Here is a 12977-nt window from a genome sequence, read left to right on the forward strand (position 1 = left end):
CTTTGCTGATTGTTTTTTGCAGCTGTCAGAGCGTGATTTAAGCAAGGCAGGTAATGTGCCTAGTTATTCATTACCAACAGTCCCTAAGCTGCTTGATAGCTTGTCACGCACTTGATGGCGTGGCAATTGGTTCTTTAAGCGGTGACCTAAGTGCTTCACCATGCCCAATGGCACCTGCTGATAACTCACTAAACATTCACCTTGCGCTGGCGCACTGCTGGTTAACGCAATATCGCGCCCCATCAAAAACTCAATTGCTTGCGCTTCATCCAACTCGATAGCATCCGCCGCTGCGCCCAGCGCTGACAACGCCTCTTGTTGTAACTTTATGCCGTGCTTACTCAGCTCTGCCAGCTTTAAGCCGATGCGCTGAAACCGAATCAACGGCAACAACGGGGCGATGCCGTGCGGGAACAACCATAGTTCATCATCGCGTTGCCATACATCGTCAATGTTGAGCTCTGCGTTGAGCCTCTCTGCCACATAGCGTTGCAGTTCGGCAAAGGTTTTAGCGTTGACTTGGGCAAATGGAAACTTGCGCTGTGCTTTGGGGGCGGGTTTTAGCCGTTCAACTGAAGCGGTTTTGCGTAGCTTGGCGACAAAGAAGCCTTCGCTATCGTAAATTTGCGGCCAAATGTGCAAAAAGCCTTCATCACTGCAGGCTTTATCTGCGCCATCAAACAAGTGTTCTAGCGAGACAAACTCCACCGCATGTGGGTAAGTTTGCTTGAGGAAGTGACACACCTGATGGTTTTCTAATTTATTCAACGTACAAGTGGAATACACTAAGGTGCCTCCGGGCTTGAGTGCTTGAAACGCGGAGATGATCAAATCTCGTTGCGTTGCGGCAATCTCATCAATATCGCTTTGGCGCCAGTCTTTCAGGGCGAGCGGATCTTTACGAATGGTGCCTTCGCCACTGCAAGGCGCGTCCAGCAAAATGGCATCAAACGTTTCGTACAGATACTCACCAAATACCCGCGCATCAAAATGCGTCATGGCGGTGTTGCTTACGCCCATTCGGGCAATATTGGCATGGAGAATTTTGGTACGGCTTGAAGAATATTCATTGGCAACCAACACACCTTGGTTGTGCATCAACGCCGCGATTTGCGTGGTCTTTGAACCCGGTGCAGATGCCATGTCCAACACGTAATCGGCTTGGTCTAGTGCAGCAAACAATGCCGTTGGCGGCATCATTGAACTTGCTTCTTGGATGTAAAATAAACCTTGCAGATGTTCTACAGTATTACCGGGTTGTACGTTATCGGGGGCGGTAAACCAAAAACCATCAGCGCACCAAGGAATCGCGCTGAGTTGCCAACCTTTGGCAATAAGCTGTTCAGCGAGTGCCGCCGAGGTGATTTTTAGTGTGTTAACTCGCAGCGACGGACGCAGTGGCTTGTCACAATAGGCGATAAAGTCATCCATCGACAGCCCATCAGGCAAATCTTGGGCGATGCTATTGATAAAATCTTGATTTAATTGAACCATAACCGATAAAACAGCATTACAAAGTGCGCGGATTATAGCACCTGCCGATTCAAAAAGCTGGAGAGCGATTTTGCTTAATAAAATTTGGACTTACTTTTTTGTCATCGCGTTGGCGGCGATAGTGTGGCGTTTAGCTCACGGTGATACACAAGTCGCTGGTGTTGCCATAAAAGCCGTATTTGATAGCGCCGAATTGGCGGCAACTATCGCGTTAGGGCTAATCGGTGTGCTGAGCCTGTGGATGGGCTTAATGAGGTTGGGGGAACAGTCCGGCATGATCGGCTTGATCTCGCGGATATTTGAGCCGCTATTAGGTAAGTTAATGCCGGAATTGCCCAAAGGTGACCGTGCTTTTGGTAGCGTGACCATGAACCTCACCGCCAATATGTTTGGCCTCGATAATGCCGCTACACCGCTTGGACTTAAGGCGATGGAAGATCTGCAACGGCATAATCCCAGTAAAGATACTGCCAGTAACGCGCAGATTATGTTTTTGGTGCTGAACACCTCATCGGTGACATTAGTGCCGGTGACGATATTTCTTTATCGCGCCCAGCAGGGCGCTGCTGCTCCCGCCGATGTGTTTCTGCCAATTCTGTTAGCAACCTCTGCCTCAACGTTGGCGGGGTTGATATCGGTGGCGGTGATGCAACGCTTGCCGCTGCTTAATTTAACCTTTGCCGCTTATGCGGGTGTATGCCTTACCTTGTTTGGTGCGATGATCGCTTACCTGACCACCTTGACGGCCGATGCGATCGGCGCGATGTCCACACTCATCGGTAATTTAGTGTTGCTTAGCTTAGTCTTTTTATTGGTGCTTGCGGCGGTGGTGCGCAAGGTGCCGGTGTATGACGAGTTCGTTGAGGGCGCCAAAGAGGGCTTTAGCCAATCTGTAAAACTGATCCCGTATTTATTAGCGATGCTGCTGGCCATTGCGTTATTGCGTGGCTCTGGTGCGTTAGACCTATTTTTGGATGCCGTGCGTTGGTGTGTCAATTCCGTTGGTTTAGATAACCGCTTTGTAGATGCGCTGCCCACCGGCTTAATGCAGCCGTTAAGTGGCTCTGGTGCACGTGCTCTGGCGCTGGAAACGATGTCGCATTACGGCGTTGATTCATTCCCGGGGCGTCTATCCGCCATCTTCCAAGGCAGTACCGAAACCACGTTTTATGTATTTGCCGTGTATTTTGGGGCTGTCGGCATCAGAAATGGCCGTCATGCCATCGGTTGCGGTCTGATAGCCGACTTGACCGGGATTATCGCCGCGATATTTGTCGCGTATTGGTTTTATGGGTGAGAGTGCTTAAGGGGAAATGAATAATGCTTCAACTTAACGCTGCCCCATTGCATGCTTTAACATCGTTTGCTGGAAGATTATGAGACATGATTGTTGACCAAATTTTAGTAATGCTACAGAGTGACTATTCTATCGGTGGCAATTCACTACAGATTTGGGCATTAGGCGTAAGAGGGCTTTTATGGAACTTTCAAATACTCTAACAATTTCTCAATTAGCATTTGGTGTAAATGCAGTTATTGGATTTATGCTCACGCGTTACTTTAATGAAATAAATAGCTTCACTGAGGCGGGGTCGCGATTTATTGGTGAGTACAAAGTACACGAAGCATCTTTTGATGTTGAGGAAGATGACTTAATTAAAGCTGTAGAGCGCGTGTTGCCTGACTTCAAAATGATATCAAAAATATATCTGATAATTATGTTTTACTCGCTTCTGTGTGTCATTGTTAGTTTCAGCGTATTGATTATAGCTTCGTTATACCCAGCGCTTGATGTTAGCAGTTTTGTATTTGTTCTTATTTCATTTATTTTAGTTGTTCTAAATCCTTTTATTTATCATGTGGTTGAATGTAGATTTGTCATAGAATACGAACATGCCAAAATGTTTATGGAAGATATAAATCAATATGCTGAAGATTCTGAGAAGTTGCAACCATTCAAATCATTGATATTCCTAGAAAGTTATAAAAGAAAACATAATTACAAGTGGTAATAGCGAATCCCTAACCGGGTAGCAGTAGAAACGCAATGGCTAAATTCAATAGTGGAAAGGCATACCACGGGTCTGAAGTCAGGGCGTGAGCGTACTTCGTTTGTTTCTTGAACAAGTCGTATTCGAGCTTAAAAACTAAGTCAATTTCCACAAAATTTGCCGAGAAAATACAAATTGTTTAGTTCAAAAGATAAACGCATTGCTTGTTTGATAAACGAAGAGGTTAGTGTGCTCTCACCTTGGGTCTGAAGTAGTCATGAACGGAGGTCTTACCTGAGCAACAGGTACCGACTATTTCTACTTTTTTTCCTAAGTGCCCAGATAAGCACATCATGCGAGTTTTAGATTATGAAGTCAGGTCAGAAGACTGTAAAATCCATAACACTTTGAGTTTTCAATAAAAACTAAGCGTTTTTTACACTGGCTTTTGAGCTCTATTGTGAGAGCTGTAAGCACAAAGATTTTGTGAAAATTTCAAATACTGGCTGGCATGGTGGTACTCATGATCAGACACTATACAAATCCAACTTATAACAAAGCTAAGCACATTTGCCCATGCAAAAGACGCATAGATTGGACTTCGCTGTCGCTCGGCCAGTGTTGCATTACAAGGGAAGGTATCGAATGGCATCAAGATTTTTCTCAGACCCAGAATCAGTACTAGGGACATTAGCGAGATTATTCGCAGCTGATGGTGCTGCGAGAGAAGTGGCTATCTTGACTTACTCTACGCCAGAAATCGTAGAGTCACATTACGATAATTGGAACGGAGGTACGTATTATTTCAATCTATTCTTGCATGTTCCAATTAATCTGTACCCGCAGGTAGAAGGCTCAAAGGACCAAATAGCAACTGCGATAAAGGAACAAATCCAAGTATTCCTGCAAGGCAATGAGCATGAGATCCTTTCGGAAATTGCCATTGTCCCTGCTGTTGTTGACGATCCTCAATGGCGTGAAAAAGCAGCAGCTTGGTTGTCTGGTTCAAAAGTATCTAATCAAGGCCGAGTAAGATCAGATAATGTTGCTCCTCTTACGCAAGATGGTTTGCTTTTCAGATCCCGACCCGAAATTCATGTTTATAAAGCATTAAAAGCAACTGGCGTATCATTTGCTCCACTTCCGGTTTTTATTAGAGGAGGCGAGTCTTACAGTCGTATTGAACCTGATTTTGTACTTATCTATAAGGGCATCACAATGGTTCTTGAAGTCGATGGTGATACAGTGCATACAGAAACACCTGCCGAAGCTCAGGCAAGAATTCGGACGCTCCAACATGAAGGTGTTCATGTAGAGCGTATCGCTGCAAGTGAGTGCGATACGCCGCAAAAAGCTAAAGAAGTTGCAGAAAAGGTTTTAAATACATTTCAAAAGCTCAAAGATGCAAAATAAGTCTAACAAAAAGCTGCACGACGAATTCGATTTTGTGTATTGCGCGTTGCAACGTTTTCAGACAAAAATGCTCGCCGTAATATGTTCAGGTGAGCTTGGAACTACCCCATAGAATTTTTATCCGAAACTGACGAGTTAGAGTTAAGGTTTCAACTCGGAATTGTCCAATGCTTTGCTAGAAAGGCGGACTTTTATTGAGTCCGCCTTTTGCATTTTTATCAGTTCCGAATCCATCGGTTTTTAATAATCATTAGCCACTACAAGGTTGGTGACCAGCTAAGCCATTTTTCTTCTGGCTTGTCGGCTAGTTCGAATTGCTGAGGTAGTTGCTCTGCTGCGGTAGCGGGGTGTTCAGTAGCAACTCCAATGCCGCCGGTGAGAATGGTTTCTACCGAGCCCGCATCAATCTGCACGCCGGAGAAAATCCCCGCATCCACTTTTATGCCAGACAAATCAAAGAAGCGGCTGCTGGCATTGATCAAGTGACGATAACGTTCAGCGATGATGGCGTTAATCACTACATGGTCACCACTGTCGGCTAACTGATATTGCGCCACTTTACCAATCAAAATACCGCGATAGAAAATGCCAGTACCTTGTTTGATTGAGCCTAGCTCCGCGCGTACCAAACTGAGTTGCAGCGGGTTACCGTTATCAATGCCATCATCGGCAGCTTGCACTGCAAAACTGTCAGCACGTGTCGTTTGTTTACCGGGCGTGACGCTGATAAAGGGACCAGTGAGCACTGCGGTTGCGTTTTTCACGCCCCGTAGCGATAGCTCGGCGTCTTCAATACGATATTGGCTATCACTACGCAGCAGTTGATCGGCAAAGCGCCCATCGATATAAGCGCTGGCGCGTAGGCTTTGCAGATCGTCGGCCAAATGTACTTGGGCAATGGTACCGACCGAGTTACCTAGGTAACGAATATCAGCGCCAGCTTTCATGGCTGAATTGACTGGGAGTTGTAAGGTGAACGGTACTGATTGGCGTTCAGCCAAGCTTTTAGAGGCATATAGCAAGTGGTTGTCGCTAGCTGATTCATCAAGCAAACCAAGCGAAATACCGCCTTTTAAAATGCCGGAAAGTGGTGCTACTGCAACGTTGACCCCGCCTAAGCCACCATCAATGGTCAGTGCTTCAGTTGGCCAAAAGATGCTGCGTTCGTTAAGTAATGATTGGTAGGTATGCTCAATTGCCAGTGATATAGCGAACTGATCTTGTTCTGCCTGCCACTTCACTCCGGCAACTTGGCCAATCTTCATTTTTTTGTAGTACACGTCGCTACCGGGATTGACTGCGACGCTGCTGCTATACAACTGCCATGTGAGTTGTTGCGCTTGCTGCTGTGCCAGTTGTGCTTGCTCTGCCGATTCATAGATAGGTAAGGTGGCATCGGCAGTTAATGCTGCGCCGTTACCGGGGCGTAGGTCGATACGGCCTTTGGTCAGGTTGCCAACGTCAGTGCCTTTAATTTCAATACCATCCAGCGATGCGTTAACTTGCACCGGTGGCTGCACAATAAAGTCACTGCCTTGCGTCACCAGATTTTTGAATGGCGCCTCAATTTCAACCTCAACATTCACTTGGCTAAAATCTTTCGCTAAGTTAACGCCAGTAACTTGGCCGATAGTAACATTGCGATAGCGAATTTCTGCCCCAACGGCTGCGCCCGGATTATTATCGGCGTGTAACGTCAGTTTGAGCGGATTACCGTCTAGCTCAGGCGCGCTGCTAAGTAGCGGGTATTCAGTTTGTGCGGCGCCAGTGCCGGGACTAAAACGAATAACATTGCCGCTGATTAAGCGTTCTGGATGGCTGATCTTGCTTAATGACAGTTGCGCACCCTCGGTCCAAAATTCGGCGGTGCCGCCAATCAATTCGGAGTAGGGGGTATCCATACGCACATGAATGGCTACGCCGTCCTCGGTAAGACGCAACTCTTCTACTTCACCTACTGGTAAGTCGCGAAACACCACATCCGTGCCGATTTTAATGCCGTCAGCAGATTTGGCTGTCAGCAAAAAGCTTGCACCACCGTGGGCTTCTTTCTCGTTATTGTAGAGTTGGTACAGCTGTTCAGATTCAGCTTCTTTGGAGGCATCTGGTGAACTGAAACTGACGCCACCGGCCAAGATTGACGCGATACTTTCGGTATCCACTTTAATGCCGGCCAAGGACGCATCCACTCGAACGCCGGAGACGTTCCAAAAGCGTGAGTCTTGCTTAACTAAATGCGCATATTGGTGTTGCACAAAGCCTTTGAGTTGAATGTGATGCTTTTCATCGAGGTGGTAACTAACAATGTTACCTACGGGAATTTGGCGATAGAAAATAGGCGAGCCAACATCAAGTGAACCGAGTTTATCGGCTTTCAATTCAACCACTAAACCATCTTCAGATGGTACGATGGCCGGTGATTCGCGCTCCGCTTCAAAATGGTCGCGATAATCGCCGTCGCCGGGCAGCATGCCAATATAGTTGCCGGAGAACAGCGCATCTAGCCCTTCAACACCGGTGATGGTTGCTTTAGGGGTGACCAACCAAAATTTAGTGCTGTCTTTCAATAGGTTGCCAGCGCGATAGTCCAGCACCAGATCAACGTTCACGCCTTTCAGTTGGTCATCAATGGAAATATCGACCACTTTACCCACGTTCAGGCCTTTATAGCGCACTAAGGTTTTGCTGACATCGATCCCGGTGGCACTTGGAAAATGCACTCGCACGTCGATACCCGATTCGCGAATGCTTTTAATCCCTAACCACGCGCCCAACGCCAGTGCGATGATGGGCAGTAACCACACGGGAGAGAACAGTTTTTTGCGCACAACTTTTGGTTGTTCAGGAGTTGTCATCATTTTTATCCAGTTGATCCCAAAGTAGCCGCGTATCCAAAGTTTTGGCGGCTAACTGAGTAAATAAAATAACCAGTGCAAAGGCGGTAGCGGCAGGGGCGGGTTGTGCATCCAGCAATTGCCCCATATTCACTAATGCTACCGATAACGATATGACGAATAGATCGAGCATCGACCAGCGGCCAATCCATTCAATAATATGAAAACCTGTAGTGAGTTTACGTTTTGATATCGGTATTTTGAAGGTGATCGCCGACAGATAAAATCCTAAGCCAAGTATCTTCAACCACGGCACTAAAATACTGGCAGTAAATACAATAATGGCAATTGGCAGCAGGTCGGCATGCACTAATCGCAAAATGCCGGAGAAAATCGTTTCGTGGGTGACATTGCCGCTTTTCACCAAAGTGGTGATTGGATAGATATTGGCTGGCACCAATAAAATGGCGGCGGTGATCAACAACGCCCAACTGCTTTGCAGGCTGCGGTAGTCACGTGGTGTAATCTTGGCGTGGCAACGGTCGCAATACTGCTCATGTTGGTCATTGAGCAGGCCACAGACATGGCAGCGATAGATGCCTAAATCGAGTCCTCTAGCTTTCGTCGCTGGCTTCACCTACATATCCCCACATGTGTTCGAGATTATATTCTCGCTGCAAAAATAGCGTCACCACAAACAATAAAGTGAAGCACAGTGTGCCTAAGCCGAAATAGACATCAGCAAAATCAGACAACTGAAACGAGGTCACCAAAAAGCTGATCACATAGATTTCGAGCATCGAAAGCTGACTAATGAGTCCGTGGTAACGTAGCAAGCCATTTAAGGTGTCGCGGCCAAACTTAGTGCGATACCAACCTGTTTGCACAATTAGCACTTGCGCCAGAATGGAGCAAAGTAACACTGCTGGTGCCAACACTGCGCCAAGCAATACGCCTAAACCAACAACCCAATAGCCTTGGTGCCAAACCGCCATCGCGCCATCAAACACGGTGCTGGTACGAATACTGCCAAGAAAATGCAGCTCTAACACTGGATAAATCATTGCTGGGATATATAACAAGATGGCGGTAATGCACAGCGCCATGACCCCATTGAGCGCACAATAGGGTTTATCGTATAACGGTGTATTGCATTGCGGGCATACGGCTCTAACACCTGACGGCAGCGCGCGTTTGCTGACCACTAAATCACACCCACTGCACACAATCAGATTGCAATGCTTACCCGGCTTAACCGGTGTCATTAACATAGGGGGAACGACTCCAACAGGCATCTAAAATGGCGTTGGCTTTCAATGATATCGCTAGCCAACCATCAGGAGTGGTAATCATAACAGAAACAGAAAGAAGGTTGCACGTAGGCTAGGGAATATGCGATGCTAACCACTGTATAAAAATCCAGTTCAAGAGGCAGTCATGGCTGTTATTACAAAATTTGTGGTTGTCAGAGATGGGGTAGAAAAAATGACGTTTGCTTCCAAAAAAGAGGCTGATGCGTATGATCGCATGCTCGATGTCGCTGACAATCTAATTCCTTTTCTGCAACAAGGTGAGTTAGAGCTACAAGACAGTAGCTTGGAAAAACTTGCTTTTTATTTAGCGTCCAATAAAGATACGCTGGCGAATCTGCTTAAAGGTGCTGCTCCCGTAAAGGCCGCGCCCGCTAAGCGGAGTAAAAAATCTGAAGCGCAACAAAGCGAGTAGTTAATGACCTCTGAGTTTTACCATTCTCTCAACCGTCAGGTTGAAGCACTATTTACCGGCGAAGACGATCTGATTGCCGCCATGGCCAACTTTTCAGCACTGATCAATGAACAGTTAACCGAGCTTAACTGGGCGGGGTTTTATCTGCTTAAAGGTGACGAGCTGGTGTTAGGCCCGTTTCAAGGCAAAGTGGCTTGTGTGCGTATTCCGGTAGGTAAAGGCGTATGTGGTACTGCCGTAGCATTGAATCAAACCCAGCGGGTTGATAATGTGCACGAGTTTGATGGCCACATCGCCTGCGATTCGGCGAGTAACTCTGAAATTGTGGTGCCAGTACGCCATAATGGACAAGTCGTTGCAGTGTTAGATATCGACAGCCCAGTATTTTCAAGATTCACTGAAATTGATCAATTGGGCATTGAAACCTTGGTTTCTACCTTCGAAAAATGCGTGTTTGCTTAAAAGGCGCACGATTTTGCACTGATTGTAGTCGATTTCGTCACAAGGCCGCTTATAATAGGCGGCTTTGGTGGACTGCTAATACTTTGTTTCTGGTAAGTAACAGGCAGAGTTGCTATGGTAAATTGATACCGTCAGCAGCCCTTTCATTCAAATAAGCGCGCTGTCCAGAGCGGATAGTAGTAATTAATGACCCAGTCGCGTGCACTTAATAACCCGTGCTGGCGTCCCTGTAATTTGTGGATCTATTATGGAATCAACAGAAAAGTTGACCGATACCAACGCCATTCTGGCATATCTTTACGAGACGTTCCCGTTATGTTTTATCGCTGAGGGCGAAGCTAAACCTCTGAAAATTGGTTTATTTCAAGACTTGGCTGAACGGTTAGCCGACGATTCCAAAGTCAGCAAAACACAGTTACGTATTGCTATTCGTCGCTACACTAATAGCTGGCGCTATTTGAAAGCCTTGAAAGAAGGCGTACAACGCGTTGATCTCGATGGCAACCCATGTGGTGCTTTGGAAGCTGAGCATGTAGAACATGCACAGAAAGCGTTGAAAGAAAGCCAAGACAAAGCTCGCGCTCGTCGTCAAGAAGTGAACAAAGCCGCTGGTAAAGATGAGCAGAAGCCTCGCGATGCTGCAAAACGTAAGCCTCGCGCTAAAGCAGAATTCGCTAAAAAAGCCGTTGGTAAAAAACCAGCAGCTAAAAAAGTTGAAGCTCCAGCAGTGAATCTTGTGCCTGCTGAGTTGTCCCAATTGTCATCTGGTCAAAAAGTTAACGTGAAACTGGGGGCGACTCCGGTACCAGGTGTGATTAGCGACATCAACAAAGAAGACATTCAAGTTCAACTGAATACAGGGTTGACTGTGAAGGTAAAAGCAGAGCATATTCTGCTGTAACAAGGAAAGATACTTAGGAGTAACTTGCTGATGCGAAAGATTATTATAGCTGCGTCAATGGCCAGTATGTTGTTGGGTTCCCAGGCGTTTGCTATATCCCCCACCATTCCGATCAGCGAGTTACCTGAGCTGCATCAAGAGCCCCAACATCAGGTTACTAGTAAGCGTGTCGCTGGGCTCTTTACTCGATCTCATTACCATCGCATCACCTTGGATGACCAGTTTTCTCAAGCGATATTTGATCGTTTCTTGGAGCAACTGGACTATCGTAAAAACATCTTATTACAAAGTGATGTCGATAAATTCAGACAGCAGTACGAGACCAAATTTGATGACATGATCAAAAGCGGTCAGTTAGAACCTGCTTACCAAATGTTCGATTTAGTACAGCAAAAGAGCTATGAGCGTTTCGCTTATGCGCTGACCTTGCTCGACACTAAAATGAACTTCGATGTTGCCGGTGATAAATACGTTTTTGATCGCAAAGAAGCTGCTTGGCCGAAGAATGAAGCCGAGCTGGATGAATTGTGGCGCCAACGTGTTAAATACGATGCGTTAAGTTTGAAATTGACGGGCAAAGAATGGCCTGAAATTGTCGAAGTGCTGCAAAAGCGCTACAACAACGCCATCAAACGCATGAAGCAAACCAATAGTGAAGACGTATTCCAAGGTTTGATGAACGCCTTTGCACGTAGCATTGAACCGCACACTAGCTATTTGTCACCACGCAATGCCGAACGTTTTGAGATGGAGATGAATCTCAGTCTGGAAGGTATTGGCGCCGTATTGCAGATGGAAGATGACTACACCGTCATCAAAAGCTTAGTTGCCGGTGGCCCGGCCGCATCTAGCGGTAAGTTGGAGCCAGACGACAAGATTATCGGTGTTGGCCAAGACAACGGCGAAATCGTTGATGTAATTGGCTGGCGTTTAGATGATGTGGTTGACCTGATCAAAGGGCCGAAGGGTAGCAGCGTGACCCTGCAAGTGTTACCTAAGAAAGGCGGCAACACAGCTAAACCATTCAACGTGACCGTTACTCGTGACAAAATCCGCTTAGAAGACCGCGCTGCAACCTCAAAAGTGATTGAGCCAACAGAAGGCCCATATGCGCACCGTAAGATAGGTGTGGTTGAAGTGCCAGGCTTCTACATGAACCTATCTAACGATGTCGCGAAAGAGTTGGAAAAACTCAAAGCGGATAAAGTGGAAGGTATCGTGCTTGATCTACGCGGTAACGGTGGTGGCGCATTAACTGAAGCGACATTGATGACCGGTTTGTTCATCGATCAAGGTCCAGTAGTGCAAATCCGTGATGCTTCAGGCCGTATTACTGAAAACCGCGATAACGATGGCAAAACCTACTACGATGGGCCGCTGACCGTATTGGTTGACCGCTATTCAGCATCAGCGTCAGAGATTTTTGCTGCCGCGTTGCAAGATTATGGGCGTGCACTGATTGTGGGTGAATCTACCTTTGGTAAAGGTACGGTACAACAGCATAAGAGCTTGGGCCGTATCTACGACATGTACGATAAGCCGATTGGACACGTGCAATATACCATTGCCAAGTTCTACCGTATTAACGGTGGCAGCACCCAGCGTAAAGGCGTAACACCGGATATTCTGTTCCCAACAGCGTTGGATGCAGGTGAATACGGTGAAGCTGAGCAAGATAATGCATTGCCTTGGGATCAAGTTCCGCCAGCGCAGTATCAGCCACTGAACAACGTGACTAATGCTGAAGTGAGCGTGTTAGATAAAGAACACGTGCAGCGTATCGCCAAGAATGTTGAGTTTTCTTACGTTCAAGAAGATATCAAACTGTTCCGCGCTCACCATAAAGAGAAGAGTGTATCGCTGGTAGAAAGCGAACGTCTTAAAGAGCGTGATGATGAAGATACTAAAGCCTTAGCGCGTTTGAACGAACGTCGTCAAAAGCACGGTTTAAAACCATTAGCCAAGTTGGATGATGAAGAAGAGGTTAGCAAAGAGGAAAAAGAGATTGCTAAACCGGATGTCTTCCTAGATGAGGCCGCCTTTATCACCCTAGATATGGTGGATTACAAAGCCAAAACTAGCCACAACGGCTAAACTAAACACCACTAAAAAAGCGCGCATAATGCGCGCTTTTTCGTCACATGACTGCATGATGCA

11 protein-coding genes are annotated in these 12977 nt (G+C 46.6%); 7 read left to right on the top strand and 4 right to left on the bottom strand.

The features are described from left to right. Positions 1 to 63: 63 nt before the first annotated feature. Positions 64 to 1494, bottom strand: coding sequence for a 16S rRNA (cytosine(1407)-C(5))-methyltransferase RsmF (gene rsmF / locus L9G74_RS10750; protein ID WP_238896322.1), 1431 nt, complete (start codon positions 1492 to 1494; stop codon positions 64 to 66). A gap of 70 nt (positions 1495 to 1564) precedes the next feature. On the opposite strand from rsmF, the gene L9G74_RS10755 reads away from it, so the two are divergent. The 3 genes from L9G74_RS10755 (at position 1565) to L9G74_RS10765 (ending at position 4898) form a co-directional block, all read left to right on the top strand. After that, complete coding sequence (locus L9G74_RS10755) at positions 1565 to 2791, top strand: nucleoside recognition domain-containing protein (protein WP_238896323.1); 1227 nt, start codon at positions 1565 to 1567, stop codon at positions 2789 to 2791. Between the two features lie 181 nt (positions 2792 to 2972). Further along, a complete protein-coding gene (locus L9G74_RS10760; RefSeq protein WP_238896324.1) occupies positions 2973 to 3506 on the top strand; it encodes a hypothetical protein in 534 nt (177 codons plus the stop codon). 624 nt (positions 3507 to 4130) lie between these two features. Further along, positions 4131 to 4898 (top strand): hypothetical protein, encoded by a 768-nt coding sequence (locus L9G74_RS10765; RefSeq protein ID WP_238896325.1) that lies wholly within the window; start codon positions 4131 to 4133, stop codon positions 4896 to 4898. 257 nt (positions 4899 to 5155) lie between these two features. Here the strand turns inward: L9G74_RS10765 and L9G74_RS10770 are convergent, their stop codons facing one another. Genes L9G74_RS10770 through L9G74_RS10780 form a run of 3 tightly spaced genes read right to left on the bottom strand, consistent with a single transcriptional unit; the run spans position 5156 to position 8997 of the window. After that, positions 5156 to 7753 (bottom strand): MlaD family protein, encoded by a 2598-nt coding sequence (locus tag L9G74_RS10770; protein ID WP_438944563.1) that lies wholly within the window; start codon positions 7751 to 7753, stop codon positions 5156 to 5158. Further along, the gene (locus L9G74_RS10775) at positions 7740 to 8369 is read right to left on the bottom strand and encodes a paraquat-inducible protein A (RefSeq protein WP_238896327.1); all 630 of its coding nucleotides are present in this window, start codon (positions 8367 to 8369) and stop codon (positions 7740 to 7742) included. The genes L9G74_RS10770 and L9G74_RS10775 overlap by 14 nt, the downstream gene beginning before the upstream one ends. After that, on the bottom strand, positions 8347 to 8997 hold the full coding sequence (locus L9G74_RS10780) for a paraquat-inducible protein A (RefSeq protein ID WP_238896535.1): 651 nt from the start codon (positions 8995 to 8997) through the stop codon (positions 8347 to 8349). Before L9G74_RS10780 ends, L9G74_RS10775 begins: the two co-directional genes overlap by 23 nt. A 172-nt stretch (positions 8998 to 9169) precedes the next feature. Between L9G74_RS10780 and L9G74_RS10785 the strand changes: the two genes are divergently transcribed. From L9G74_RS10785 to prc, 4 genes are all read left to right on the top strand, one after another. Next, the gene (locus tag L9G74_RS10785) at positions 9170 to 9457 is read left to right on the top strand and encodes a YebG family protein (RefSeq protein ID WP_238896328.1); all 288 of its coding nucleotides are present in this window, start codon (positions 9170 to 9172) and stop codon (positions 9455 to 9457) included. Positions 9458 to 9460: 3 nt separating this feature from the next. Next, positions 9461 to 9919: a free L-methionine (R)-S-oxide reductase MsrC gene (locus tag L9G74_RS10790; RefSeq protein WP_238896329.1), complete on the top strand. Its 459-nt coding sequence runs from the start codon at positions 9461 to 9463 to the stop codon at positions 9917 to 9919. A 247-nt stretch (positions 9920 to 10166) separates the two neighbouring features. Next, a complete protein-coding gene (gene proQ / locus L9G74_RS10795) occupies positions 10167 to 10820 on the top strand; it encodes an RNA chaperone ProQ (RefSeq protein ID WP_238896330.1) in 654 nt (217 codons plus the stop codon). A gap of 30 nt (positions 10821 to 10850) precedes the next feature. After that, positions 10851 to 12914 carry a carboxy terminal-processing peptidase gene (gene prc, locus L9G74_RS10800; RefSeq protein WP_238896331.1) on the top strand — a complete coding sequence of 688 codons (2064 nt, stop codon included), beginning with the start codon at positions 10851 to 10853 and terminating at the stop codon, positions 12912 to 12914. Positions 12915 to 12977 lie beyond the last annotated feature (63 nt).

The sequence above is a fragment of the Shewanella electrica genome (genome assembly GCF_022321485.1).
GTDB lineage: Bacteria > Pseudomonadota > Gammaproteobacteria > Enterobacterales > Shewanellaceae > Shewanella > Shewanella electrica.